21 protein-coding genes are annotated in these 25,728 nt (G+C 63.5%); 14 read left to right on the plus strand and 7 right to left on the minus strand.

Going from position 1 to position 25,728, the window contains the following annotated elements:
• Positions 1–95 precede the first annotated feature (95 nt).
• From NKH38_RS27660 to NKH38_RS27685, 6 genes are all read left to right on the plus strand, one after another.
• Positions 96–1,343 carry a hypothetical protein gene (locus NKH38_RS27660; protein WP_352764574.1) on the plus strand — a complete coding sequence of 416 codons (1,248 nt, stop codon included), beginning with the start codon at positions 96–98 and terminating at the stop codon, positions 1,341–1,343.
• 182 nt (positions 1,344–1,525) lie between these two features.
• Positions 1,526–2,920: a multicopper oxidase family protein gene (locus NKH38_RS27665; RefSeq protein WP_352638754.1), complete on the plus strand. Its 1,395-nt coding sequence runs from the start codon at positions 1,526–1,528 to the stop codon at positions 2,918–2,920.
• Between the two features lie 152 nt (positions 2,921–3,072).
• On the plus strand, positions 3,073–4,395 hold the full coding sequence (locus NKH38_RS27670) for an NAD(P)H-dependent oxidoreductase (RefSeq protein ID WP_352514675.1): 1,323 nt from the start codon (positions 3,073–3,075) through the stop codon (positions 4,393–4,395).
• Between the two features lie 71 nt (positions 4,396–4,466).
• The gene (locus tag NKH38_RS27675) at positions 4,467–4,709 is read left to right on the plus strand and encodes a type II toxin-antitoxin system VapB family antitoxin (RefSeq protein ID WP_352764570.1); all 243 of its coding nucleotides are present in this window, start codon (positions 4,467–4,469) and stop codon (positions 4,707–4,709) included.
• On the plus strand, positions 4,709–5,101 hold the full coding sequence (locus NKH38_RS27680; RefSeq protein ID WP_352764568.1) for a type II toxin-antitoxin system VapC family toxin: 393 nt from the start codon (positions 4,709–4,711) through the stop codon (positions 5,099–5,101). The genes NKH38_RS27675 and NKH38_RS27680 overlap by 1 nt, the downstream gene beginning before the upstream one ends.
• 272 nt (positions 5,102–5,373) lie before the next feature.
• Positions 5,374–6,273, plus strand: a complete 900-nt coding sequence (locus NKH38_RS27685; protein ID WP_352764582.1) for an MBL fold metallo-hydrolase — start codon at positions 5,374–5,376, stop codon at positions 6,271–6,273.
• A 22-nt stretch (positions 6,274–6,295) separates the two neighbouring features.
• Here NKH38_RS27685 and proC read toward each other — a convergent pair whose 3' ends face one another.
• The 3 genes from proC to NKH38_RS27700 all read right to left on the minus strand — a co-directional run bounded on the left by proC (position 6,296) and on the right by NKH38_RS27700 (position 9,485).
• The gene (gene proC, locus NKH38_RS27690) at positions 6,296–7,111 is read right to left on the minus strand and encodes a pyrroline-5-carboxylate reductase (protein WP_023669294.1); all 816 of its coding nucleotides are present in this window, start codon (positions 7,109–7,111) and stop codon (positions 6,296–6,298) included.
• Positions 7,112–7,198: 87 nt separating this feature from the next.
• On the minus strand, positions 7,199–8,518 hold the full coding sequence (locus NKH38_RS27695; RefSeq protein ID WP_352764564.1) for an O-antigen ligase family protein: 1,320 nt from the start codon (positions 8,516–8,518) through the stop codon (positions 7,199–7,201).
• Positions 8,487–9,485 (minus strand): glycosyltransferase family 2 protein, encoded by a 999-nt coding sequence (locus NKH38_RS27700; RefSeq protein ID WP_352764561.1) that lies wholly within the window; start codon positions 9,483–9,485, stop codon positions 8,487–8,489. The genes NKH38_RS27695 and NKH38_RS27700 overlap by 32 nt, the downstream gene beginning before the upstream one ends.
• Positions 9,486–9,657: 172 nt before the next feature.
• Here NKH38_RS27700 and NKH38_RS27705 point away from each other — a divergent pair, with 172 nt between their 5' ends.
• From NKH38_RS27705 to NKH38_RS27715, 3 genes are read left to right on the plus strand one after another with little or no spacing between them, the layout of a single operon-like run.
• The gene (locus tag NKH38_RS27705; protein ID WP_352764558.1) at positions 9,658–10,830 is read left to right on the plus strand and encodes a glycosyltransferase; all 1,173 of its coding nucleotides are present in this window, start codon (positions 9,658–9,660) and stop codon (positions 10,828–10,830) included.
• The gene (locus NKH38_RS27710; protein ID WP_023669298.1) at positions 10,827–11,621 is read left to right on the plus strand and encodes a WecB/TagA/CpsF family glycosyltransferase; all 795 of its coding nucleotides are present in this window, start codon (positions 10,827–10,829) and stop codon (positions 11,619–11,621) included. Before NKH38_RS27705 ends, NKH38_RS27710 begins: the two co-directional genes overlap by 4 nt.
• Entirely contained in the window at positions 11,618–12,541 is a 924-nt protein-coding gene (locus NKH38_RS27715) for a DUF6492 family protein (RefSeq protein ID WP_023689339.1), read from the plus strand. Before NKH38_RS27710 ends, NKH38_RS27715 begins: the two co-directional genes overlap by 4 nt.
• Here NKH38_RS27715 and NKH38_RS27720 read toward each other — a convergent pair.
• Positions 12,538–13,833, minus strand: a complete 1,296-nt coding sequence (locus tag NKH38_RS27720) for a lipopolysaccharide biosynthesis protein (RefSeq protein ID WP_352764553.1) — start codon at positions 13,831–13,833, stop codon at positions 12,538–12,540. The two genes, NKH38_RS27715 and NKH38_RS27720, sit on opposite strands and share 4 nt — an antisense overlap.
• A 198-nt stretch (positions 13,834–14,031) precedes the next feature.
• On the opposite strand from NKH38_RS27720, the gene NKH38_RS27725 reads away from it, so the two are divergent.
• The 4 genes from NKH38_RS27725 to NKH38_RS27740 all read left to right on the plus strand — a co-directional run bounded on the left by NKH38_RS27725 (position 14,032) and on the right by NKH38_RS27740 (position 20,493).
• Positions 14,032–16,329, plus strand: coding sequence for a GumC family protein (locus NKH38_RS27725; protein ID WP_352764551.1), 2,298 nt, complete (start codon positions 14,032–14,034; stop codon positions 16,327–16,329).
• Between the two features lie 355 nt (positions 16,330–16,684).
• Complete coding sequence (gene folD / locus NKH38_RS27730; protein ID WP_023669302.1) at positions 16,685–17,584, plus strand: bifunctional methylenetetrahydrofolate dehydrogenase/methenyltetrahydrofolate cyclohydrolase FolD; 900 nt, start codon at positions 16,685–16,687, stop codon at positions 17,582–17,584.
• 17 nt (positions 17,585–17,601) lie between these two features.
• Entirely contained in the window at positions 17,602–18,600 is a 999-nt protein-coding gene (locus NKH38_RS27735; RefSeq protein ID WP_032888631.1) for a GlxA family transcriptional regulator, read from the plus strand.
• Between the two features lie 234 nt (positions 18,601–18,834).
• On the plus strand, positions 18,835–20,493 hold the full coding sequence (locus NKH38_RS27740; protein ID WP_352764548.1) for a vWA domain-containing protein: 1,659 nt from the start codon (positions 18,835–18,837) through the stop codon (positions 20,491–20,493).
• A 77-nt stretch (positions 20,494–20,570) separates the two neighbouring features.
• Here the strand turns inward: NKH38_RS27740 and edd are convergent, their stop codons facing one another.
• The 3 genes from edd to zwf all read right to left on the minus strand — a co-directional run bounded on the left by edd (position 20,571) and on the right by zwf (position 24,626).
• Entirely contained in the window at positions 20,571–22,394 is a 1,824-nt protein-coding gene (edd, locus tag NKH38_RS27745; protein WP_352764545.1) for a phosphogluconate dehydratase, read from the minus strand.
• Positions 22,395–22,458: 64 nt separating this feature from the next.
• Entirely contained in the window at positions 22,459–23,175 is a 717-nt protein-coding gene (gene pgl, locus NKH38_RS27750) for a 6-phosphogluconolactonase (protein WP_023669306.1), read from the minus strand.
• Entirely contained in the window at positions 23,157–24,626 is a 1,470-nt protein-coding gene (zwf, locus tag NKH38_RS27755) for a glucose-6-phosphate dehydrogenase (RefSeq protein ID WP_023669307.1), read from the minus strand. Before zwf ends, pgl begins: the two co-directional genes overlap by 19 nt.
• A 321-nt stretch (positions 24,627–24,947) precedes the next feature.
• On the opposite strand from zwf, the gene NKH38_RS27760 reads away from it, so the two are divergent.
• Positions 24,948–25,694, plus strand: coding sequence for an SDR family oxidoreductase (locus NKH38_RS27760; RefSeq protein WP_027049416.1), 747 nt, complete (start codon positions 24,948–24,950; stop codon positions 25,692–25,694).
• The last annotated feature ends 34 nt before the right edge of the window (positions 25,695–25,728 follow it).

The raw sequence follows: 25,728 nt of genomic DNA on the forward strand, positions 1-25,728 counted from the left end.
ATGATGAGACATGCAGGCTCGAACCACTCCAAAACCCCTTCGGGCCAAAAGTGTTACCCATGTCTCCGATATAAACCGTAACCTATGTGTCCGGAATGGACCTCGATGTCTACGGTCAGGTGCTCAGGGTTCGCACCCGCGACAAGGACCCAGCCAATTGGGCCAAGACGGAATTCCGCCTCGGCTGCGCGTTGATGATGTCAGGCAAGCTGGCCTCTGACGATCAACTGCTGCAGCAATCGGTCGACGCGCTGCGGGCGGCGCTCGACGGGCAGACGAAAGGCGGTGATGTCACGGAGATCGGCCAGACGCGCCGCGTGCTCGGCCAGACCCTGTCGATCCTGGGCGACAATACATCCAACCTGGACTTGCTGGCGCAAGCAGCCGACATGCTGGAAGCCGCGCTCCCCGCCTACTCCAAGGACGCCGACCCGGAGGAGTGGGCCAATATCAATTACGACCTCGGCTTTGCCCTCTACAGCCAGGGCCGGATTGGTGGCGACGCCACGTTCTACGCCAAGGCCGTGGAGAGCTTCGAGACGGCAGCGCGGATCTACGACGGTTTTCCCGACCGCATGCAATGGGCGCGCACCAAGGGCGATATCGGCAATGCCTTGCTGATGGCCGCGGACGGCAAGGACGTCGAGTTGCTCACCCTCGCGATTGCCGCCTATGACGCAGCGCTCAGCGTGGTAACGCGCGAGAATGCGCTGGCTGTCTGGGAGAACAATCAGAACAATCTCGCCGGCGGGCTGTCGAGTCTTGGTTACTGGGCGAACGATGTCGGCAAGCTGAAACGAGCCGCTCAGATCTACCGCGACCTCGCCACGGTGCGAACGATCACCCGCGATCCCGGTCTCTGGATCACCAATCAGACCAGTCTCGCGCAGACGCTGAGCATGATCGCGGCCCGCGAGCCTTCGGCGGAATTGTATGAGGAGGCGGTTGCCGTCAACCGGGCGCTTGCCGAGCAGATCGGTCGCGAGCGCGATCCCGAACGTTGGGCCAATGCACGCAACGAGATGGGCTATGCCTTGACCATGGCCGGCCGCGCCGAAAACAATGTCGCGCATTTCGAGGAGGCGGTGTTGGTCCTGCGCGAGGCGATCGTGGTGCAAAAGAAGATCAATTCGGTGCCGGCCGTCGCCTTCACGCAGGACAGCCTGTGCGACGTGCTGGTCGATCTGGGCGCCGCCCACAAGGACAAGGCGATGGCACAGGAAGCGATCGCCGCATGCCAGGACGCGCTCGTTGTCTTCCGCGCGCGTAAGATGGACGATCTCGCCGCCGGTTCCGAAAAGAACCTCGCCGAGGCACAGGCGTTGCTGGCCGAGTTGCATTAATCCGAGCCCGCGCTCCCGGATGCGGGCGAATGGTGGGCACGCCAGCGTTCACGCTGTTGCGCAAGCAGATGTCACCGGCTCGCCATGGCATGACAGAGATGCGATGTGGCAGTATCGGCTTGTGCGCCGGTCGCCACCCGTCATTCAGGACGACAGGTAATCATATTCCGTTGGAGCGCCAGATGACCCTATTCACCCGCCGCGGGCTTCTGAAAACGGCTGCGGTTGCCGGCGGTGGCGGCGTCGGGCTGGCAGCAATGACCAGGCTCAGCGGTTGGGCAGCTGTCACACCTGAGCCGGTGGTGCTCAAGACGGCAAAGATCCAGGCCAGGTTCATGGATATCGGCCAGACCCGCGATGTGCTGACTTATGGAGAGGCCGGAATGCCGCCGGTGCTCAGGATGAAAAAGGGCGAGCCTTTCGCCGCCCGCCTCGTCAACGGCATCGACGATCCGACGACGATCCACTGGCACGGCATTCGCGTTCCAAACAAGATGGACGGCGTCCCCTTCCTGGTTCAGCCCTACGTCTACACCGGCGATCATTTCGACTACGCCTTCACCCCGCCCGACGCCGGCACCTTCTGGTATCACCCGCATTGCAACACGCTGGAGCAGATGGGCCATGGCCTCACCGGCGTGATCGTGGTCGAGAACCCCAACGATCCAAAATTCGACGCCGAAGCCGTCGTCAATCTGCGCGACTGGCGCCTCGGCGACGACGCGCAGTTCATCCAGCAATTCCGGCCGCGCGATGCCGCAAAAACCGGAACCTATGGCACGGTGCGCACCGCCAACTGGCTCGACCAGCCGCAATTCGACGCGCCGGCCGGCGGGTTGGTGCGGCTGCGGGTCGCCATCACCGATGTCACCCGCATCTACGCTTTTCGCGTCGAGGGTGGGGAGGCCGCGGTCATCGCGCTGGACGGCAATCCGGTGCCGCAGCGTTTTGCGCCCGATGCCTTGCTGCTCGGACCGGGGCAGCGCATGGAGCTCGCCATCCGCATGCCTGACCAGGAGGGCGCGATCGTCAGCCTGGGCGACATCAGGGGCACCAAACCCAAGGTCCTCGCCACCTTGCGCGCCACCGGAAGCTCGCTTAAGCGCGACCTGAGCGACCTCGCACCGCTGGAAGCGAACCCGGTGCCGGAGGTGGATCTCGCCAGCGCGAAACACATCGCGCTCTCGCTCAGCGCCACCGCGGAAAACGTGCCGAGCGACAGCATATGTGGCACGCTCGGCTACTCCTTCTGGGCCATCAACAAGGTGCCGTGGCCCGGCGACACGCCGGATCCGACCGCGCCTTTGGCCGAGCTGAAGCTCGGCCAAAGCTATGTCATCGACCTGGAAAACCTGACGCCGCAATCGCATCCCATGCATCTGCACGGCATGAGCTTCAAGGTGCTGTCGTCTTCGACGCGCCAGGTTCAGCCGGTCATCTCCGACACCTATCTCATGCAGCCCAACGAGAAGGTTCAGCTCGGTTTCGTCGCCGACAATCCCGGCGACTGGCTGCTGCACTGCCACATCATCGAACATCAGAAAACCGGCATGACGAGCTATATCAGGGTGGTTTGACGCCGAGGCGGGTCAATCAGCCTCTACCGGGGTTGGCCTCACCGGCCGGGCCTGTTGCCGGAGAAATTGCCGGTGTTCGCCGGTTTCGTTGGCAAAGCGGGGCCGTTCCCTGCTATTCCCGCCTGCAATCAAGAAGCCGTGGACACGCTTGCATGACCAATGTCGCCCTGACCGGACTGGCCCGCGATCTCGCCAGGCGCGCCGCCGAGGGCCGCCCGGTGCGCATCGGCGTCATCGGCTCCGGCGAAATGGGCACCGACCTGGTCACGCAAGGCATGCTGATGCCCGGCATCTCGGTCGCGGCCATCTCGACACGCCGCCCGCACACCGCCCGTGACGCCATCCGCATCGCCTATGGCGATGAGGCGATGGCGGTCGAGGCGGACAGGGGCTCGAAAGTCACCGCGGCGATCGAGGCGGGCAAAATCGCCATTACCACGAACGAGATGCTGGTCACCAATCCGCTGATCGACGTCGTCATAGACGCCACCGGCAAGCCTGGTGTCGCCGCCGATTTCGACTTGAAGGCGATGGAGCACGGCAAGCACCTGGTGATGATGAATGTCGAGGCCGACGTCACGATCGGCTGCTACCTCAAGCAGCAGGCAGACCGGCTCGGCGTCGTCTATTCGGTCGGCGCCGGCGACGAGCCGTCGAGCTGCATGGAGCTGATCGAGTTTGCCTCCGCGCTCGGCTACACCATCGTCTCGGCTGGCAAGGGCAAGAACAACCCGCTCAACCACGATGCCGTTCCGGATGACTATCGCGAGGAAGCCCTTCGCCGCAACATGAACCCGCGCATGCTGGTCGAGTTCGTAGACGGCTCGAAAACCATGGTCGAGATGTGCGCCATCGCCAACGCCACCGGGCTGGTGCCCGATGTGCCGGGCATGCACGGCCCAAAGGCCGACCGCGATCAGCTGGCCAAGGTGCTCATCCCGAAGGCGGATGGCGGCATCCTGTCGAAGAAGGGCGTTGTCGACTACACCATCGGCAAGGGCGTGGCGCCCGGCGTGTTCGTCATCGTCGAGGCGACGCATCCGCGCATCGTCGAGCGCATGGACGACCTGCACATAGGCCACGGCCCCTACTACAGCTTCTTCCGGCCGTATCATCTGACCTCGCTGGAAGTGCCGCTGACGGCGGCCCGTATCATGCTCTACGGCCGCCCCGACATGGTGCCGCTGCCGAAGCCGGTGGCCGAAGTCTGCGCGGTGGCCAAGCGCGATCTCGCCACGGGCGAGACCTTCGATGCCATCGGCGAGACTTGCTACCGCTCCTGGACCATGACCGTCGAAGAGGCGCGCGCCAATCTGGCAGTGCCGGTCGGCCTGCTCGAAGGCGGCAAGGTGCTGAAACCGGTGAGGAAGGGCGAACTGCTCACCGCCGACAATGCTACGCCCGACCGCACTACCAGGCTGTTCGCTTTGCGTAAGCTGCAGGATGATATGCTCTACGGGGCTGAGATGGCATGAACAGGCCAGCTCTCTGGCTTTGTCATGACAAGATCACTATATTGTAGTGACAGCGAACGGAGGCTTCCAGAATGAATCTCCAGATCAGAGACCCGCGCGCCCGTGACCTCGCCCGGCAGCTTGCCGAAAAGCGAAAGATTTCATTGACCGAAGCGGTGATCGAAGCGCTCGAATCCGAACTTCAGCGCGAACGTGAACAGGTTCCGCTGGCTGAGCGGCTGGCCGCCATATCGAACGATCTGAAGGCCAAGGCGGGAGGCGGCGGCAGGGATTTGACTAGGGATGAGATCGACGAGATGTGGGGACATTCCTGATGTTCATCGACACCTCGGTGGTGATCGCTGTCCTCGCCGGAGAGGAAGACGCCGCCGATTGGAGCCGCCGGATCGGGCAGGCCTCGATACGGATCACATCTCCGCTGGTCGTGCTCGAAGCGGCGATGCGGCTTTCATCGAAGTTGGTGGTGGAGCCGCTCTTCGCCGAAAAGGCGATAGAGGACTTCCTGCGTGAGGCCGAGATCGAGGTGGTTCCGATCGAAATCGGTGATGCCAAGCTCGCGATCCAGGCTTTTTCGAACTATGGCAAAGGTCGCGGCCACCCGGCTCAGCTCAATCTCGCTGACTGCCTGTCATATGCCTCGGCAAAAAGCTGTGGGATGCCCTTGCTCTACAAAGGGAAAGACTTTTCCCACACCGATCTGGCCTGATCCTACTGCCCCAGTTCCACGATTCGGCCAGCAGCTTCGTCAGCCGCTCCCGCCCAGCAGGCCAAATGCTGCCGCGCTCGCGCCATGGGCTGTTGACCTGCTCGCGCAACACGCCTGATCATTGCGCTCGTGCTGACGACGCAGACCATCGGCTGCCATTGTATGATCCATTCATATAGTCTGTCTTTTTGATCCGGGTTTTTCAAACGATGCCGAGATGCCAATCTCCGAACGATCAGTTGAACCCCATTGAGGTTGAAATCTTGCAAACCATTTGGACAAGACGCGAAACAATGAAAACCCTTCTGGCAACGGGCATGGTTGCCATGCTTCAGCCTCTGGCTTTTGCAGCCAAGGCCGTCGCCAAGCTGGAATGGACCTATTTTCAGGCTGACGAGAAGGGTTTCCGCCGCACGCCGGTGCTGCTGACCGGTGAGAAGGAAGCCATCCTCCTCGATGGCGGATTTACGCTGTCGGATGGCCGTGCGGTCGCGGATGCGATCAAGGCGACGGGCAAGACTCTGACCACGATCTACGTCAGCTGCAGCGACCCTGACTATTATTTCGGCCTGCGTCCCGTCGCGGATGAATTCCCCGGCGCCAAGATCATCGCGGCCGCTGCGACGGTGGCTGCCATCAAAGCCAATGTGCAAGCCAAGCTGGATGTCTGGGGCCCGCAGCTCAAGGACAATGGACCGAAGGTCCTGGCGGATGTCGTCATTCCCGAGGCATCCGATATCACCTCACTTGAAATCGAAGGAAACAAGATCGAGATCGTCACCGTCGCCGATCTGAAAGACCGGCGGTATCTCTGGGTGCCCAGCCTTGAAGCGGTGTTCGGCGGCGTGCTGATCTCGTCCGGCGTACATGTCTGGGTTGCCGACGAGCCAACCGTAGACGACCGCAAGAAATGGATTGCCGCGCTCAACGAAATCGCGTCCCGCAAACCCAACATCGTGGTGCCGTCCCATCAGGTAGCCGGTGCACCGGACGGTCTGGCGGCCGTGGAATTCACCCGCGCCTACCTCGAAGCTTTCAATAAGGAAGCCGAAAAAGCGAAATCCAGCGTCGAGCTGATTGCAGCGATGAAGCGGCGCTATCCCGATCTTCTTGACGTCTCGTCCCTGGAACTGGGCGCAAAGGTCGCCAAGGGTGAGATGAAGTGGGGCTGATACGGCCCCGCGAGCGTCTCGGCTACTTCCCCAATTCCACCGACCGCAGCCGCGCGGCTTCCACCGCCTCGGTCAGCAGCTTCGTCAGCCGGTCTTCGCCCATCAGCACGGCAAGGGCGGCTGCCGTGGTTCCGTTGGGGCTGGTCACCTGCTGGCGCAGGACGCCGGGCTCCTCGCCGCTTTCGGCAGCGAGTGCAGCAGCGCCATAGACGGTCTGCATGGCAAGCAGCCTGGCGGTCTCGGTCGGCAGCCCGGCCTTCTCGGCTGCAACCGTAAGCGCCTCGATGAAATGGAAGATGTAGGCCGGACCGGACCCCGAAACCGCCGTCACCGCGTCCATCAGGCCTTCGTCGTCGATCGTCGTCACCACACCGCTCGCCGACAGCAGCTCGGCAACGAAACGCCTGATGTCGTCGGTCACCAGCGGGTTGGAATAGACCACCATCATGCCCTTGCCGATCGCGGCCGGCGTGTTGGGCATGCAGCGGATAACAGGCGCGAGATGGCCGAGTATGTGCTCGAAGGTGGCGACCGGCGTGCCCGCGGCGATGCTGACGAAGGTAGTCCTGCCGTCGCCGAAGCGCTTATAGGCGGCGGTGACGTCGCGGATCACCTGCGGCTTGACGGCGATGACGACGAGGTCGGGCTCTGCGTCGGCGGGGATCCCGTTCGCGTCCGCGGCGACACTGCAACCGAGGTGCTCGGCGCGCTTGCGCAATTCGGCATTGGGCTCGACCACGAACACGGCTTGCGGGGCAAGCTTGCCGGATTTCAGCCAGCCCGCAAGCATGGCGTAACCCATATTGCCGCAACCGGCGAGAACAAGCCTGATCGTCATTGAGAGCCCTCCGAGACAAGGGTTCTCCTTAGACGCTAGCGGGCAGACGGGAAAGCCCCTCAAGGGGTGCTGGATCAGGCCAGCCGGTCAAGGTCGCCGGCGCACCGCGATCGGCCGCAGCGACACTTGCTGCAAGCCAAGCACGCCGAGCACGAAGAACAGCCACACCGGGTCGCCGCGATGGAAGAAGAAGCTTTCCAGGAACGCGTTCAGCGCCGTGAACAGCACCACCATCATGAAGAAGTCACCGAGATAGATGTTCTCCTTGCGCGGCGGGATGCGCATGTAGTCGCGCAGCGGCGCGATCAGGAAAGTGTAGACGGCAACGCACAGCGCCGGGATGCCCATCAGCACCGCAATGTCGAGATAGCCGTCATGGCCATGCACGATCGTCCGGATGTCCCAGGCCCGGTCGAAGGGCTGGTCCTGGCTGAGCAGCAGCGGCGTGCCCCAGAAGCTTTCATAGCCGTAGCCGGTCCAGGGCTTCTTCGCCAGCATCTCGCCGGAGAACTCCCACAGCGTCGCGCGCCCGGTATAGGTGAGGTCGGGGAAATAGGTGGCCGCCAGCTCCTTCACCGGCGGGATGAAGACGATGCCTAAGGTGCCGATGGCCGTCGCAATGATCGCCAGTGCAAACAGGATCGGCGTGCCGAACCGCATGCCGATCAGGCCCGGCAGCACGACGATCAGGATCGAGAACGGCACCAGGCCGGCCGTCGTCTTGGATCCGGTGTGCAGCATGAAGATCATCGCCGCGCCGAAGATCGCCACGCCCCAGAATTTCTGGCCGCGCCGGAAGAGATAGAGGCCGGCGAAGCTGAAGCAGGCCATGATTGGTCCGGCAATGTTCTTGTGGGCGAACACACCACGCCACAGGCCGGCATGTTCGGGCTCCTGCGAATCGGCCGTATGCAGGGCCTCATGCGGAAAGACGATGAGGCCGATATAGGACAGGCCGATAACGACGATCGCGCAGAATATGATGACTTTCGAAAAACTGTCGGCGTCGCGCGGCAGCACCAGCACCGTCGCTATCGTCAAAACGCCAAGCAGCGTGAAGAAGGCCGCGCGCATGGCCGAGGACGGGTCGGTCGCGTTGATGACCGAAAGCATGAAAAAGCCGAGCATCAGAATCCAGGACGGGCTGAGCAGCGAGCGCACCACCTTGGGGTCGGCGAACGTCAGCAGTGAGAAGATCGAAATGGCGCCGAGCGAACTGAAGCCGAGCTGGTTGACGATGTCGCCGCCGTCGCCGGTCAGTTCCGCGCCTGCCGGCTGAAACGGCCGGAACGACACGATGACGACGGCAAACAACAGCGCGGCAATCGCCGTCGCCACGCCGTCGCGGGTGACGATGCCGCCCAGCAGCAGCTCGTCAGTTCTTCTCAGGCTGCCTGTATTGCTCATTGGCGTATCCGAATTCGGCAAGCACGCGGCCGAGCGAGACATAGACGGGGTAAAGCGCCGTCGACAGCGATCCTGTCCGCGCCAATTTGATTGCGCCGCGCACGGGCGAGGCTATCAGCAGCGCCAGGCTTTTTGCAAACACCTTGGCGCCGGCGAATGGCGTGCCGGCGCGCTTCTTCTTTTCGACCAGCGTCGAGATTATACCGTTGCGTAAGGATCGGGCGCGGATCCAGTCAGCCTCGACGCGCCGGGCCGGAACGCCTTCGCGCACCTTTGCCTCGGCGCACCAGCCAAGCACGAAACCTTTCTGCGCCGAGCGGCTGAGGAAGTCGGAATCGCCGCCGCCCATGAAGTTGAACCGCAGGTCGAGGAAGGGTGGCCCCATGATGGTGAGCACATTGCGCCCGACCAGAAGGTTGCCCGAGGAATAGAGTGCGGCCACGCGCCCGGTCTGGCGATAGGGCGGCGCAAACACCGGGTGCTCGGCCCATTTGGCGTGAGCAGGATCGGTAAACACCGGCACTTGCGGGCCACCGACAATGTCGGCGCCAAGCGTCTCCGCCGTCCTGCACATGCGCTCCAGCCAGTCCGCGTCGGCGATCTCGTCATCGTCGATGACCAGCAAATGGCGGAAATCCGGAAAATGCAGGATCGCCGTCTGCCAGCCAGCATTGTAGGCACTGCAATTGCCCCGCTCATGCGCGATGATGACCATGCCCTTCATATCGTCGCGTTCGAACAGCGGCACGGCCGCCTGGGCGCCCTCACGCGCCTCGGCCTCGTTTTCGATGACGATGACGGCGAAGCGCCGGCTGGTTTGCTGTGCCTTGAGCGACGCCAGCGTTTCGAGCAGCAGTTGCGGCCGCTTGAAGGTCGGCAGCGTGACGACGGCTTCCATCGTCTCTGCGGCGAGCCCCGGAGAGCGTCCCGCAATCGATACCGAACCGTCCGATGGCAAAGGGATCATCCGCTCCAGCCGCATGTTTTGAATCTGGCTTTCGATAACACCGCGACGATAACGTTTCGTTAATCACCTTTCGCAGCGGCGCCTGCCGGTCCGCGCCTTTCAGCCGTTGCGTTGCGTGATTTAATCAAGGGTTCACCCAGCTTTGCTAGTGGCTGACGCCTGGATAGGTGAGATGCATCTGCTGTTCGCCACATCGATCGTGCCCGACGGCGCTCTCGCTTCGGGCTATGAGATCGCCAATGCTGCGATCATCGCCGCCTTGCGGCGCGCCGGCGTGCGCGTCACCGTCATCGGCTTCATCTGGCCGGGCAAGGCGCCCAGCGACCCCGAAAACACCATCGTGCTCGGCGCCGTCGACGTGCGCACGGAAAGCGCCTCGGCGCGGCAGAAGCTCGCCTGGCTTGGCAAGGCGGTGCTGTCAGGGCTCACCTTCGCTTCCGTGAAGCTGCGCGCGGTTTCCGACAGCGAAGTCCGTGCCGCGATCGAGCGCGCCGGTCCCTTCGACGGCTATGTCCTGAATTCGGTGCAGTTCGCCGGCGCCTTTGAAAAACTGTTCGCCGACCGTCCCTCGATTTTCGTCGCCCACAATGTCGAACATGGTTCGGCCAAAGAGAATGCGGCAGCAGCAAACAGTCGCTTCCAGCGCCTGCTGTTTGCCCGCGAGGCCAGGCTGCTCAAGACCATGGAGGAGCGGCTCTGCCGCCGGGCTCGCTTCGTCTTCACGCTGGCCGAGGAAGACCGCGCCGCACTCGGCGTTGCCAGCGACGACCGCTCGGCGGTGCTGCCGCTGGTGACCACTGCCACGGCGCCAAAGCCGGTCAAGCCGCGCCGCGTCGATTGCGACGCGGCGCTGATCGGCACTTGGACCTGGCAGCCGAACCGCATCGGCCTCGACTGGTTCCTGGAAAAAGTCGTGCCGCATCTTCGCCGGAGCTTTCGCATCAGGGTCGCCGGCAACATGCCGTCGGATATCACCTCTGCCCATCCCGGTGTCGAATTTGTCGGCCGCGTGCCCGACGCCCAGGATTTCGTGCGCGGCGCCGCCGTCATTCCACTGATCAGCACCGCAGGCAGCGGCGTTCAGCTCAAGACCATCGAAACCTTCGAACTCGGCCTGCCGTCGGTCGCCACCAGCCGTTCGCTGCGCGGCATCGATCATCGCCCGGCAAATTGTTTCATCACCGACGATCCGGCCGCCTTCGCCGGCGCGCTGGAGGCAGCGGCGGCCGATGTCAAGGATGTCGATGGCAGCGCCTTTCACCGCCGGCAGATCAAGGCACTGGATGCCGCCATCAGGCTCGGCCTGGAAAAGCTTGGGCCGGTGGGGAAGGAGGTGTTTGCATGAACATGCACACCGCCCGCGCCGCCTTCGGGCTCGATACGCTGAAGACGATCCTTGGCATTTCGGTCCTTGCCATCGGCTGGGATGACGCGATCGCGCTGCTCGCTCGTCTGATTGCCGAGCGGCGCTTCACCAAGGTCAGTTTTCTCAATGCTCACAACGCCAACATCGCCTCTACCGATCCGGTCTTTGCCGAGGCGCTCGACGATTTCCTCATCCTGCCTGACGGCGTTGGCGTCGATCTGGCGGCAAAGCTGCTCTACGGCGCGCCGTTCCCGGACAATCTCAACGGCACTGATCTCATTCCGGCCTTTCTGCAGGCATCGGCGAGGCCGCTGACCGTCGGGTTGCTTGGCGCCACCCGCGCCAACGCCGAGGCGGCGTCGGTCAGGCTAGCCGCTCTGGCGGTGCAGCACGAATTCGTCGTCATCCATGACGGCTATTTCTCCCCCGCCGAAGAGCAGGCGATCGTCGATCGCATCGAGGCATTGCGGCCCGACGTGCTGCTTGTGGCCATGGGCGTGCCGCGCCAGGAATTGTGGATCGCCCGTCATATCGATGCCCGCCACTGCACGCTGCCGATCGCCGTCGGCGCGCTGCTCGATTTTCTCTCCGGCACGGTGCCGCGGGCGCCTCTGTGGATGCGCCAGCTGAGGCTCGAATGGTTGTTCCGTCTGTGCATCGAGCCCGGCCGGCTGTGGCGCCGCTACGTCGTCGGCAATCCGGTGTTCCTGCTGCGTGTCGTCAGGCAGAAATTCTCGCGTCGGCCCGAGCCCGCCGGAGAGTTGCGGTGAACAGCCGCGTCGTGCCGAGCCCTGCAGCCGAGACCGGTGCCCTGCCGCAAACGCCGACGGCGGCGGTGGTGACCGCCAGCTATGCGCCGGATTTCGAACGCTGCCGCCTGTTGTGCGAGACCTTCGACCGCCATGTCTCCGGCGTGGCGCATCATTACATTCTGGTCGAGCACCGCGACGTGGCGCTGTTTCGCCAGTTGGAAAACGACCGCCGCAGCATTGTCGACGAGCGCGACCTGCTACCGCGCTGGCTGCGTGTGTTCGACGATCCGATGAGCCTCTTTCGCCGTCGCATCTGGCTCAGTCTCAAGACCCAGCCGCTGCGCGGCTGGCATGTGCAGCAGCTGCGCCGCATCGCCATCGCTGCGCATGCCGGAGAGGACGTGCTGGTCTTCTGCGATTCCGACGTCGCCTTCCTCAAGCCATTCGATCTGAGCGCCTTCTGGCGCGACGGCAAGGTGCGGCTGTTCCGGCGCGACGGCGTGCTGTCGAGCGACGGTCACGACGAGCATCGCATCTGGTCGCGCAATGCGGCCTCGGCGATTGGTATCGATGCATCCGAGGTTTCGAACCACGACTATATTTCGACGCTGATCGCCTGGCGCCGTCAGACCGTGACGGCGATGTGCGCCGAGATCGAGAAGGTGCACGCGCGCGGCTGGGTCGAGGTCATCGCTTCAGTGCGCCGGTTCTCCGAATGCATGATCTATGGCCGCTATGTCGACGATGTGCTGGGGGGCGCCGGCCATTTCCACGGCTCGGAGGAATTCTGCCGCGTGCATTGGACCGGGGAGGCGCTGTCGGATGACGAATTCCGCAGCTTCGTCGCCGCTATGGCACCGGGGCAGGTGGCGATCGGCATGCAATCCTTCATCGGCACCGATATCGGCCGCATCCGCCGCCTGATCGGATTGGCTTAGATTGCCTTGGCGGGCTTGCGCAGCGCCGAATAGGTCAGCAGCGCCGAGGCGAGATAGAGCAGCAGGAAGACGACATTGAGCGATACGACAAGCCTGGGCGTGTCGGCAATCGTGGTCAGCACATAGGTCAACAGCACCGCCTTCAGCCCCGCCAGCAGGCCGAGGTTGAGCGCCCTGAGCGCGGTCTGGCCGCGCGCGAACAGCAGCTCGGCCTGGTATTCGACCAGGTTGCGCAGTCCCGGCACGCCGATTGCCAATGCCACCAAGGGCGACGCCTCGGCGACATTCCGGCCAAGTGCATTGGGGAAGAAATGCAGCACGATGCCGAGTGCGGCCAGCGCCAATGTCGACACCAGGAACACGCCGGCTTCGATACCGCTCTTGACCCGCAGTCGCGACAACAGCTCCGGCGCCCGCATCATCCTCTGCACCAACATCATCGAGAAGGTGCGGATCGGTATTGCCGTCAGGTCGACCAGCCGCATGATGATGGCATAGATACCGGCCAGATGCGGCCCGCCGATCGCCAGCACGAGCAGCTTGTCGAATTCCGACTGCAGGTAGAACAGCACTTCGGCTCCGGCAACATAGATCGAATCGGCAAGCCGCCTGAGATAGAGCTCGGTGCGCAGCCTCAGCCGCTGGCGTGGATAATAGAAGCCGAAGGCCAGCAGCAGCGAGGCGGCGTTGGCGCCGATGTAGAACAACGACCAGATCCAGACGCTGTGCTGGCCCGACAGCATGAACAGCACGGCGCCCAGCGCGCGGAACGCCGTGGCCACGATCGACAGCACGGCGGCGCGGCCGAATTTGCCGAGCCCGTTGTTGACGATCAGCACCACCTCGACCGGCCGCCACAAAAGCGCCTCTGCAAAGACGATTGCGGCAAAGACGGCCAGCGGAACGGTGCTGGCGAAGAAGATCAGGTAGACGCCCCACGAGGCGGCCGCCAGCAGCGGCAGGGACACGGCGCCAAGCAAAAGGAAGCCGGCGGTGAAGGTGCCGATCAGATTGGGGCGGATGGTGGCTGTGCGGTAAAGCGCCGAGATGAAGCCGAAGGCGAGGATGCGCGACAGCATGACGCCGGCCGCCGAGGCGGTGGCGAACATGCCGAACTCGGCAATCGACAGCGTGTTCGCAAGTGCAATGAAATAGGCGAGCGAGAACACCAGCCGCCCGCCGGCGCCGCTGATCGCTGAAAGATAGTCGCGAACCAGCCCCCGTCTTTCGGCAAGGAAGGTGCCGATGCGGGCGAGTGTCCGCCTTTGCGGTATGTCGCTGGCCTGCGTCATATCTAGGAAAGCCGTAAGCCGGAAAGCTTAACGTGCGGTTCTGACGCCATTTTACAGATCCCGGCAATGCGTGGCGAAGCGAGAAACTTTCACTTGCAGACTTCGGAAATTAACCTTTTGTTTCCCATGCCTGTTTAGCGTGACTTAACGATTGGCCGACCGCCGCTCCCGCGCCGTCGAAGGTAAAGTTTCGAGACAATGGTCGACAGGGAAAACCGTGAAGACTGGAGGCGCGAGCGCTCCCTCCTGGCGCTCGGCAAAGCCGTGCGCGGCGATGAGGCGGCGGATGCGTCGGCGGTCTCCATCGGTGACCGGGCCGATCCGTCATGGCGCGATGATGCCGCCACGCGTCACCGCATAGCCCGCTCGCAACGCGAGGCGCGGTCGAATCCGGCGCCAACGTCACCGCCCGAGCCGCCGCAGTTCCAGGCCGACGGCGAACCCGTTTCGGCCGCCAGCGCGCGTGAGGAGCCTGTTTCCGGCCGGCGTCAGGAGCCTAGCTCCCGCGCGGCCTATGAGCCCCGCTCTTTCCACGAGCAGCGACCGGACCGCGACGACGATGACGGGCAGGAATGGAAGCCGCTGATCGATCCGCTCCAGGTCGTCCGCGGCATTACTCGTTCCAAGTTGCTGATCGTCTCGACGACGATATTGGGCACAGTGCTCGGCGTCGCCGTCGCCGTTTCGACACCGAAGAAATACGAAGCCACCACACAGATGGTCATCGAGCCAGGCGACCTGAAGCTTTCCGACAACGATCTCACCCAACCGGTCGGGCAGCCCGATGCGGCGCTGGCTGTTGTCGAAACCCGCATCAAGATGGTGACATCCGGCAGGGTCCTCGACAAGGTCGTGGCCGATCTCAATCTCGTCGACGATCCGGAATTCAACGGACAGGGCTCTGGCGGCCTTGGCGTCCTGTCGCTCATTCGCTCGATACTGTCGCGCCAGGATGGCCTTGGCGGCGGCGGTGAAGTGCGCCGCCAGGCGCTGGCGGTCGGCAATCTGGCCAAGAGCCTGTCGGTTGAGCGCAGCGGCAAGAGCTTTGTCGTTTCCATCAGCGCCACCACTCAAAGCGCCGACAAATCGGCGGAGATAGCCAATAGGACCAGGGACGTTTTCCAGCAGGAGGCGGCCCAATACCAGTTCGGGATGGCCGGGCGCGCGACGGACCAGCTGACGGCCAAGCTCGATGACCTGCGCAAGAATGTCGAGACAGCGGAGCGCAAGGTCGAGGATTTCAGGGCCACGCATGATCTCGTCGACGCGCAGGGCCATCTGATCAGCGACGACCAGATGCTGAAGCTCAACGAGCAGCTCTCAGTCACCCGGGCCCGTACGCTGGAACTCAATGCCCGGGCCGCGTCGGCGCGTTCGCTGGACGTCAATTCGGTCATCAACGGCACCTTGCCGGAAGAAATCAATTCCAACACGATGAGCGAACTGCGCGCGCAATATGCAGTTTTGAAGCAGGAGGCCGACCGCGCCGCCGTGCGTCTGGGACCGCGTCATCCCGAATACCAGGCGCTCAGTGCCCAGCTCGACGGCTCGCGCGAGCGCATCGCAGGCGAACTGCGCCGCATCGCCTCGTCGCTGCAGGTCGACTTGAAGCGCTCGGTCCAGCTTGAGCAGGATCTCGCTTCCCGCCTGGCTCAGGCAAAGGTCCAGAGCGGCGACGTCAACAGCGATCTGGTCAGCCTGCGCGAACTGGAGCGTGATGCCACGGCCAAACGCTCCGTCTACGAACAGTACCTTCTGCGCGCCAAGGAGATCGGCGAACAGCAAAACATCAACACCACCAACATCAATCTGATGACCCCCGCGCAACCGCCGCTCGACCCCAACGGACCGTCGCGGGCTGTAATAGCGATGGCCGGCCTGCTGCTCGGGCTTGCTTCGGGCATCGGTGTCGGCGCCATGCGCGGCGCCTTTGCCAGCCTGCGCGGCGCTGCCAATTCGCGTTCGCGCGGCAGAATGGACGAGCGCCGCCCTCCGGTCGAGGACAAGGTCTATCGCGCGCCGCTGCCTGTGGCGCCGCCACCGGCAGCACCTCCGGTGTTGCCGACCGCGGCCGCTCCCGCCCGGAGCCCAGGTCTGTTCGACGGACTGTTCTCGGCGATGCGCAAAGCCGCGCCGGGTAGCGGGACGTCAGGCGAACCCGTCGAGACCTACCGCGCCCAACCAGCCGCCGAATATACAAGGCCGGTGCAGGAGCCTGTGGGCTATCGCCAGCCGGACTTCCGGAACGAGGTTCCGCACGCCAATTCCCCTGCGCAGCAGCCTGGCTACGCGCAGCCTCGTCAGCCGGCTGACTATGCCTATTCGCAGGCTCAGCCGATGCCCGCGGCGTCCGGGCCGTGGTCTTCTCCGCAGCCCGCTGGGGCGGCGCCGGAAGACCAGCAGGCGCAAATCGACGATATCCGCGCCAGCCTGCGCGAATTTCGCGAAGCGGTGCGCGAACTCACCGAAAGCCGTTCGCACCGCCGCTATTTCTGAGCAATTCCAGGAAAAGTGTGAAACGGTTTTCCCGGGAAAAGCGCGTAGCGCGCTTTCCCTTGGGAATTGCGTCAAAACAAGAAATAGAGCGGTTCAGCCTTTCCGTGAAAGGATGAGTCGCTCTGAGCCCGTCAGCACAGAATAAAAGCTGCCGGTTTCGAGTTTACGGCATGTGACGGCGCTTTGACGGGATTGCTTAGGCCAAATTTCGTGACAATGCCGCGCAGCATGGCGCCCAAAAAGCGCTGCCGTCGGGCTTTACCCGAATGGGCGGAACGTTTGGAACAACGACATGCACGAAGCAACGTTCAAGGCGCGCGCCGCGCCTTGGCTGGAATGATGTCGAGGATGGTTCATGGCCGAAGTGATTGACGGAAAGATCGTCGCCGCAGACGTGGTTCAGAAGGTCAAGGCCTTGACCGAGGACCTGGTCGCCAAGGGAAAGGCCCAGCCCGGCTTAGCGGTGGTCATCGTCGGCGAGGATCCGGCAAGCCAGGTCTATGTCGCGTCGAAGTCGCGCACCGCCAAGGAATGCGGCTTTCATTCGCTGCAGCACACGCTGCCGGCCGACACGTCCGAAGCGGCACTGCTGAAGATCATCGGCGAACTCAACGCCGATCCGGCCATCAACGGCATTCTGGTGCAGCTGCCGCTTCCCGCCCATATCGATGCCGGCAAGATCATCCAGGCCATCGCACCGCAAAAGGATGTCGACGGCTTTCATTTCATCAATGTCGGCAAGCTCGGCACCGGCGAACTCGAAACAGCCTTCGTGCCCTGCACGCCGGCCGGCTCCATGCTTTTGATCGAACGCGTGCGCGGCAAGGATCTTTCCGGCCTCAACGCGGTCGTCGTCGGCCGCTCCAACATCGTCGGCAAGCCGATGGCAAATCTGTTGCTTGCCGCCAACTGCACCGTCACCATCGCCCACAGCCGCACCAAGGATCTGCCGGCACTGGCCCGCACAGCCGACATTCTGGTTGCCGCCGTCGGCCGGCCCGAAATGATCAAGGGCGACTGGGTCAAGCCCGGCGCCACCGTGATCGATGTCGGGATTAACCGCATTGCCGCACCCGAGAAGGGCGAAGGCAAAACCCGCCTCGTCGGCGATGTAGCCTATGCCGAAGCGGCCAAGGCCGCCGGCGCCATTACCCCCGTGCCCGGCGGTGTCGGACCGATGACCATTGCCATGCTGATGGCCAATACGTTAGCCTCAGCCTACCTTGCGGCCGGCTTGAAGCGGCCTTCCTTCTGACCCAGAAAGCAGCTTCTTTGCCGAACCTTACTATACCTTCTGAACGGCCGGTCGTGGATGATCCCGTTCAAGGGGGCCGGCAATTCGCGTTCCTGCTGGTCGACAAGTTTTCGATGTTTTCGTTGGCAGCGGCGATCGATACCTTCCGCTCGGCCAACCGCTTGCTCGGCCGCGATTTCTATGGTTGGACGACGGTCTCGGCCGACGGCGATCCCGTCATGGCCTCCAACGGCCTGCCGCTCAAGATCGACTATGCCGTCGCCGATTTGCCACCGGTCGATATCCTGTTCGTGTCGGTGGGCCTGTCGGTCGAGTTCCCCGGCAAGAGCAAGGTGCTGGCGGCGCTGCGCAGCTGGGGCCGGCGCGGCAATGCGCTCGGCGCGCTGTCGGTGGGCTCTTACCTCCTGGCCGAAGCCGGTCAGCTCGAAGGCTATCGCTGCACCATCCATTGGGAAAACCGCGCCGGCTTCGTCGAGCGCTTTCCCGACATCAATTGCACCGGCAACGTCTTCGAGATCGACCGCAAGCGCTACACCTGCGCCGGCGGCACCACCTCGATCGACCTGATGCTGGAGATCGTGCGTGGCGACTTCGGCTCGAACCTCGCCAACGGCGTTGCCAACCAGTTCCAGCATGAGCGCATCCGCTCCGCCGGCGACCGCCAGCGCGTCGGGCCGGAGCGCGACCTGACCGGCAAGTCGGAGAAGCTAAGGCGCATCGTCGAACTGATGGCCGACCATCTCGACGAGCCGCTATCAGCCGTGCAGCTTGCTAAATCGGCGGGCCTGTCGGTGCGCCAGGTCGAGCGCTTGTTCCTGCGCCATTTGAGCGTCACGCCCGGCCGTTACTACATGCGGCTCAGGCTTGAGCGGGCGCGCGAACTGCTGCGCCAGACCAACATGCCGATCCTCGACGTGGCCATTGCCACCGGCTTTACCTCGCACTCCTATTTCGCGCAGAGCTATCGGCTGCAGTTTGGCCGTCCGCCTTCCGAAGAGCGGCGCACCACCTACTGATTTCGTGTTACCAGCTCTGCCGGCGCCGATCCTGTTACACTGCAACCGTTAGAAGCATGATCCCAAAAAGTGGGTGCCGGTTTTGGAAAAGATCGTGCTCCAACAAAGGGTTAGATCATGATGAGATTTCATCCAAATCTCATCATGATCTAGTAACCCGCTCCAGGCTTGTGTCCGGACGCGCTGTCAAATAGCTTCCGGCGCGGATCAGAGGGCGGCCTCAAGGAGATTTCGATGGCGGGACTTTTGCGGAGCGTAGCTGCGGCGCTGCTCCTTTTGTCGATGACTTCGCTCGGCTTTGCCGCCAACAAGGTTATCATCATTCTTGACGCTTCAGGCTCGATGTGGGCCCAAATCGACGGCAAGCCGAAGCTCGAGATCGCGCGCGAATCGCTGAGGACCGTGCTGCAGTCGGTCCCGGGCGACGACGAGATCGGCTTCATGGCCTATGGCCACCGCGAAAAGGGCAGCTGCGACGACATCGAACTGATCGTGCCGCCGCAAGCCGGCTCGGCCAGCGCCATTTCGGCCGCTGCCGACAGCCTGAAATTCCTCGGCAAGACGCCGCTGACCGCAGCCGTCAAGCAGGCGGCCGAAGCTCTGAAATACACCGAGGACAAGGCGACCGTGGTTCTCATCACCGATGGGCTTGAAACCTGCGAAGGTGACCCGTGCGCGCTGGGCAAGGAACTGGAGGCCTCAGGCGTCGATTTCACCGTCGACGTCGTCGGCTTCGGCCTGACCGCTGACGAGGGCAAGCAGATCGCCTGCCTTGCCGACAACACCGGCGGCAAATATATCCAGGCCTCGGACGAGAAGGCGCTGCAGGAAGCACTGGTCGAAACCGTCGCCGCGCCGGCTCCGGCGCCGGCACCCGAACCCGCTCCGGCGCCTGCCCCTGAACCGGCAAAGCCCGAATTCAATTTCATCCCGAGCGTGGTCATGGCGGAAGGCGGCGATCCGATCACCGACGGCAATGCCTGGGAGGTCTACAAGGCCAAGGCCGATGGCACGCGCGGCGAGGCCGTCACCACCCAGTACAACAACTACGAGGCCAATCTCGAGCCGGGCGACTATGTCGTCGTCGCGCGCGCCGACGAAGCTCGGGCGGAACAGAAGGTCAAGATCGAGGCGGGCCAGGTCTACAAGCCGCTCTTCACCTTGAACGCCGGCACCATGCTCATCCATCCGAAGCCAAGCCAGGGCGCCGAGATCAGTGACGAAGCCCATGTCGACTTCGCCTTCCCGGGCGGCAGCACCACCCACTATGGCGACACCAGGATCATCGTGCCGGCTGGTGAGCAGAAGGTGACGGTTGCGATCGGCAGCGGCTCGGTGACCGAGAACATCCAGCTCGCCGCCGGGCAGACTGTGGAAAAAGACATAGTCGTCGGCGTCGGCCATGCCGCCGTCAACGCCTACTACACTGCAGGTGGCGACAAGGCCGACTCCTCGGGCATCAGCGTCCAGATCGTCAAGGCCAAGAAAAAGATCGACGGCTCGCGTGACGATGTCGCCCACTCCTATGGGCCCGACAGCAAATTCTGGCTGCCGCCGGACGATTATGTCGCGGTCACCTCGCTTGAGCTCGCAACCGTCGAGCAGCCTTTCAGCGTCAAGGTTGGCGACGTCAAGGACGTCAAGGTGACGCTCGATGCCGGCGTGCTGGTGATGTCGGCGCCGGGCGCCTATTCGATCGAGGTGCTGTCGTCGAAGAAGGATATCCAGGGCAACCGCAAGGCGCTCGGCCTGAACTATGGCGACACCTGGCAGCAGACTATCCCGGCCGGCGACTATGTCGTCCTCCGCCACATGTCCGATCAAGGCCATGACAAGGAAATGCCGGTGACGGTCAAGGCCGGCGAACGGAGCGAGATTACGGTTCAGCCGTAATCGCCATCCATCCCTCACCAAAGGGCGGCCTCAAACCGAGCTCGAGCCGCCTTTTTTACAAAATAGGCAATGATGCCTCAGGCCGTGCCGAAAGCACTGGCGCCGTGGTCGGCGCGGCCGACCAGCTGGCGGAAACCAGCGAACAGCTCGCGGCCGAAACCGAACTCGTTGCCGATGAGATCGATGTCGGCCGTGCGGCGCAGCGCGAGCTCGGGCCCCGGCACCAGCACTTCCAGCGTGCCGGCATCGGCGTCGAGCCGGATGATGTCGCCGTCATGGATCCTGGCGATCGGCCCTTCCTCGACCGCTTCCGGCGTTACATGGATCGCCGCCGGCACCTTGCCGGAAGCGCCAGACATGCGCCCGTCCGTGACCAGCGCGACGCGCTGGCCACGATCCTGCAGGATGCCGAGCACGGTGGTCAGCTTGTGCAGTTCCGGCATGCCGTTTGCCTTCGGGCCCTGGAAGCGGATGACGGCGATGAAGTCGCCGGTCAGCGTGCCGGCCTTGAAGGCTTCGTTCAGTCCCTGCTGGCTGTCGAACACCTTGGCCGGCGCCTCGATGACGCGGCGTTCCGGCTTCACGGCGGACGTCTTGATGACGGCGTGGCCGAGATTGCCGGCGAGCACTTTCAGGCCGCCGGTCGGCTGGAAGGCCTTCTTGAACGGCGCCAGCACCTTCTCGTCGCCGCTCTGCAGCGGCGAGGCTTCACGCACGACGCCGCCATCTTCGCCGAGCCGGGCCTCGACCGCATAGGGCCTCAGGCCTTCGCCCCATACCGTCTGCACATCCTCATGCAGGATGCCTTCGTCGAGCAATTCGCGGATCAGGAAGCCGAGCCCGCCGGCGGCATGGAAATGGTTCACGTCGGCAAGCCCGTTCGGATAGACGCGCGCGAGAAGCGGCACCGCTTCCGACAGGTCGGAAATGTCCTGCCAGGTAAGCGTGATGCCGGCCGCCGCGGCCATGGCGATGAGATGGATGGTGTGGTTGGTAGAGCCGCCGGTGGCGTGCAGGCCGACGACGCCATTGACGAAAGAGCGCTCGTCGATCATGCGGCCTACCGGCGTGTAGGCGTTGCCGAGCGCGGTGATCGCCAGGGCTCGCCTGGTCGCCTCGCGCGTCAGCGCGTCGCGCAGCGGCGTGCCTGGATTGACGAAGGACGCGCCGGGCGTATGCAGGCCCATGATCTCCATCAGCATCTGGTTGGAATTGGCGGTGCCATAGAAGGTGCAGGTGCCCGGCCCGTGATAGGATTTGGACTCCGCTTCGAGCAGTTCTGCGCGTCCGGCCTTGCCCTCGGCATAGAGCTGGCGAACCTTGGCCTTCTCGTCATTGGGCAGGCCCGTCGTCATCGGCCCGGCCGGCACGAACACCGCCGGCAGATGGCCGAAGGTGAGGGCTGCAATCACCAGCCCCGGCACGATCTTGTCGCAGACGCCGAGATAGACGGCGGCGTCGAACATGTTGTGCGACAGGCCGATCGCCGCCGACATGGCGATGACGTCGCGCGAAAACAGCGACAGCTCCATGCCGGGCTGTCCCTGGGTCACGCCGTCGCACATGGCGGGCACGCCGCCGGCCACTTGCGCGATGCCGCCAACTTCCTTCGCGGCTTCCTTGATCAGCGCCGGGAAGGTTTCGAAGGGGTGATGCGCCGACAGCATGTCATTGTAGGAGGTGATGATGCCGAGGTTCGGCACCTTGTCGGCGCCGAGCGCCAGCTTTTCAGACGGGCTGCAGACGGCAAAGCCATGCGCGAGGTTGCCGCAAGACAGGACGCTGCGGTTGGCGGTGCGGCTGGAGGCCTCGGCGATGCGGCCGAGATAGCGCTCGCGGCCGGCTTTCGAGCGTTGGCGGATGCGTTCCGTGATGGCTTCGATGTCGCGTCTGGCTGTCATGGTCGGTCCTTTCGAGCCCCGGAAGAACGTCCTCCACCGTCTGACGGGACTGCTTTGCGTGAAATCAGGGTGCCCAGAACACCTCTACCGGGGTGGGTGCCGCTTCGAGCACTTTGCGGATGGGCTTTTTCGCACCCGGTCCCATCGCACCGTCGAAGGCGGTGCGCTTGTCCTCGCCTTCTATATGCAGCGCGATGAAGCCGGCGTCGACGATCCGCGCCAGCGGCAGCGTCAACCGGGGTTCGCCGGCGCTTGCCGCGTGAACCGGCAGCACGATCCTTGATGAGGCCGGGTCGAGCAAATCGCCGAGATTCTCGGCGTCGGGAAAGAACGAGGCGGTGTGGCCGTCGCCGCCCATGCCGAGCACGACGACATCGAGGGGCCAGGGCAGAGCCTTCAGCGCCGCATCGTCGGCCGCCGCGGCGGTCTCGATGCTTGCCGCCTCATGGTAGAGCGGCACGAAGTGCGCGGCAGCCGCCTTGTTCTGCAGCAGGTTGGCCGCGACCAGCCCCGCATTCGAGCGCGGCGAGGAGGCCGGCACGAACCGTTCGTCGACCAGCGTCACCGTCACCTTGTTCCAGGCGATCGGAATGGCCGAAAGTGCTGCAAAGAACTTTGCCGGCGTGGTGCCGCCGGAAACGGCAAGCAGGGCCGTGCCGCGCTCGTCGATGGCCTTGGTCAGGCGCGCCGCGACATTGCCGGCAAGGGCTGCCGCCAGGTCCTGGCGCCCGGCAAAGCCGTTCCAGTTATAGACGGGCTCGCTCAATTGCTTTCGTGCCATGTCCGCCCGTCGCGTTCGATCAGCGCAATCGAGGCCGAGGGACCCCATGTGCCGGCCGTATAGCCTTGCGCCTCCTGCCTGGCGCTTTCCCAGGCGTTCTGGATCGGGTCAATCCACTTCCATGCCGCCTCGACCTCGTCGCGGCGCATGAACAGCGTCTGGTTGCCGCGGATAACATCCATGATCAGCCGTTCATAGGCGTCCGGCGCGCGACCGTCGAAAGATGTTGCAAAGCTCATGTCGAGCGGAATCTGGCGCAGCCGCATGCCGCCCGGGCCTGGATCCTTGATCATGATGAACTGCTTGACGCCTTCGTCGGGCTGCAGCCGGATCACCAGTTGGTTGGCTGAGATCGGCCCGGCGCTGTCGCCGAAGATCGAATGCGGGATCGGCTTGAACTCGATGACGATTTCCGAAACGCGGGTCGCCAGCCTTTTGCCGGTCCGGAGATAGAACGGCACGCCGGCCCAGCGCCAATTGCCGATCTCGGCCTTGATGGCGACGAAGGTCTCGGTGGAGCTGTCTTTGCCGAGTTCCTCGACATAGCCTTTCACCGCGCCGCCTGCAGAGGCGCCGGCGCGGTACTGCCCGCGCACGGTGTGCTTGGGTGCCTCATTGCCGTTGATGCGCTTCAGCGCCCGCAGCACCTTCAGCTTCTCGTCGCGCACGGCATCGGCATCCATCGACGATGGCGCCTCCATGGCAACCAGGCAGAGCAGCTGCAGCATGTGGTTCTGCACCATGTCGCGCAGCGCGCCGGCCTTGTCGTAGTAGGTGACGCGGTCTTCAAGACCGACGGTCTCGGCCACCGTGATCTGCACATGGTCGATATGGGCAGAATTCCAAAGCGGCTCATAGAGCGCGTTGGCAAAGCGCAACGCCATCAGGTTCTGCACCGTCTCCTTTCCGAGATAGTGGTCGATGCGGAAGATCTGGCTTTCGTGGAAGTCGTCTCCAACCACGTCGTTGAGCTTGCGCGCCGAATCGAGGTCGCGGCCGATCGGCTTCTCCAGCACGATGCGTGAATTCGGCGTGATGAGATTGTGGGCTTTCAGCTGGTGCGAGATGTCGCCGAACAGCGCCGGCGCCACCGCCAGATAGAAAGCGCGGATGCGGTCGCTTTCGCCGATCGCCTTTTTCAGCTTGTCGAAGCCGGCACCAGTCGTCGCGTCGGCCGATACGTAGGACAGCCGGGCAAGAAATGTCTTGAGTTCCTCGGCGTCGATGTCGGCCGGCTTAACATGCTGGGAAATCGCCTGCTTGGCGAAAGCCTGGAATTCCTCGTCGCTCATCTTGGAGCGCGAGGTGCCGATGATGCGGGTCGGCTCGGAAAACTGGTGGTCGCGCTGGCGGTGGTACAGCGAGGGCAGCAGCTTGCGTTCCGACAGGTCGCCGGTGCCACCGAAAATGATGAAGTCGAAAGGCTCGACGGGAATGATCTGGCTGGTCATGGTCTGTCCGCTTTGACGCCGCTCGCTGTGACGCGGCAGGATATAATCTAATCGATTTAAACTATCCAGTGCCATGGTGTCACATCGAGGCCAAATCACTGCATATTGATTCGCTCCAAATGTGCCTTGACACTGGCTGCCACCCGGAGGCTTTTCGTCAAGCGATGGTCCCGGGGCTTTCGCGCCTGCAACATAAAGCGGGAATGTGACGAAAGCTAATGCGTGTCGCCCAGAAGTGCGAAGCGGTTCTGGGAGACAGACACGCATCAAACAAAAAGGAAAATGCGCTTGCGAGGTGGGTCTTCAATGAGCGGAAAAAGCATGCGTCTGGAAAACAAGGTTGCCGTCATCACGGGTGCTGCGTCAGGTTTCGGCGAAGGCATGGCCAGGCGCTTTGCCGAAGAGGGCGCCAAGGTCGTCGTCGCCGACCTCAACGCCAAGGGCGCGGAGCGCGTTGCAGCAGAGATCGGCCAGGCCGCGATCTGGACCCAGACCGACGTTTCGCAGCGTTCCGAATTCGACGAGATGGTCTATGCCGCAAAAAGCGCCTTCGGCCGCATCGATATCATGGTCAACAATGCCGGCTACACCCATCGCAATGGCGACATGCTCGACGTCGACGAGGCGACCTTCGACCTGATCACTTCAGTCAACATGAAGGCGATCTATCACGCCGCACTTGCCGTGGTGCCGATCATGGAGCGGCAGGGCGGCGGCGTCATCCTGACCACGGCTTCGACCGCCGGTCTGCGGCCGCGGCCGGGGCTCACCTGGTACAATGCCTCGAAGGGCTGGGCGATCACCGCGACCAAGTCGATGGCGGTCGAACTCGCGCCCAAGAACATCCGCGTGAACTGCCTTTGCCCGGTCGCCGGCGAGACCGGCATGCTGGAGAAATTCATGGGCACTGACACGCCGGAGATCCGCGAGAAATTCCGTGCCTCGATACCGCTCGGCCGTCTGTCGACGCCGCTCGATATCGCCAACGCTGCGCTTTGGCTTGCGTCGGACGAAGCCGCCTTCATCACCGGTGTGGCGCTGGAGGTCGACGGCGGCCGCTGCATTTGAGCAATTCGGGAAGTACCTCGCTGTTCGCAATGCA

The sequence above is a fragment of the Mesorhizobium sp. M1078 genome (genome assembly GCF_040318615.1).
GTDB lineage: Bacteria > Pseudomonadota > Alphaproteobacteria > Rhizobiales > Rhizobiaceae > Mesorhizobium.

Coding starts and splice junctions, on each gene's coding strand:
- NKH38_RS27760 (WP_027049416.1), top strand. CDS start 24,948: ATGCGTCTGGAAAACAAGGTTGCCGTCATCACGGGTGCTGCGTCAGGT.
- NKH38_RS27720 (WP_352764553.1), bottom strand. CDS start 13,833: ATGACGCAGGCCAGCGACATACCGCAAAGGCGGACACTCGCCCGCATC.
- NKH38_RS27700 (WP_352764561.1), bottom strand. CDS start 9,485: ATGATCCCTTTGCCATCGGACGGTTCGGTATCGATTGCGGGACGCTCT.
- NKH38_RS27695 (WP_352764564.1), bottom strand. CDS start 8,518: ATGAGCAATACAGGCAGCCTGAGAAGAACTGACGAGCTGCTGCTGGGC.
- NKH38_RS27710 (WP_023669298.1), top strand. CDS start 10,827: ATGAACATGCACACCGCCCGCGCCGCCTTCGGGCTCGATACGCTGAAG.
- NKH38_RS27660 (WP_352764574.1), top strand. CDS start 96: ATGGACCTCGATGTCTACGGTCAGGTGCTCAGGGTTCGCACCCGCGAC.
- edd (WP_352764545.1), bottom strand. CDS start 22,394: ATGACAGCCAGACGCGACATCGAAGCCATCACGGAACGCATCCGCCAA.
- NKH38_RS27740 (WP_352764548.1), top strand. CDS start 18,835: ATGGCGGGACTTTTGCGGAGCGTAGCTGCGGCGCTGCTCCTTTTGTCG.
- NKH38_RS27680 (WP_352764568.1), top strand. CDS start 4,709: ATGTTCATCGACACCTCGGTGGTGATCGCTGTCCTCGCCGGAGAGGAA.
- NKH38_RS27665 (WP_352638754.1), top strand. CDS start 1,526: ATGACCCTATTCACCCGCCGCGGGCTTCTGAAAACGGCTGCGGTTGCC.
- folD (WP_023669302.1), top strand. CDS start 16,685: ATGGCCGAAGTGATTGACGGAAAGATCGTCGCCGCAGACGTGGTTCAG.
- proC (WP_023669294.1), bottom strand. CDS start 7,111: ATGACGATCAGGCTTGTTCTCGCCGGTTGCGGCAATATGGGTTACGCC.
- NKH38_RS27675 (WP_352764570.1), top strand. CDS start 4,467: ATGAATCTCCAGATCAGAGACCCGCGCGCCCGTGACCTCGCCCGGCAG.
- NKH38_RS27670 (WP_352514675.1), top strand. CDS start 3,073: ATGACCAATGTCGCCCTGACCGGACTGGCCCGCGATCTCGCCAGGCGC.
- NKH38_RS27725 (WP_352764551.1), top strand. CDS start 14,032: ATGGTCGACAGGGAAAACCGTGAAGACTGGAGGCGCGAGCGCTCCCTC.
- zwf (WP_023669307.1), bottom strand. CDS start 24,626: ATGACCAGCCAGATCATTCCCGTCGAGCCTTTCGACTTCATCATTTTC.
- NKH38_RS27705 (WP_352764558.1), top strand. CDS start 9,658: ATGCATCTGCTGTTCGCCACATCGATCGTGCCCGACGGCGCTCTCGCT.
- pgl (WP_023669306.1), bottom strand. CDS start 23,175: ATGGCACGAAAGCAATTGAGCGAGCCCGTCTATAACTGGAACGGCTTT.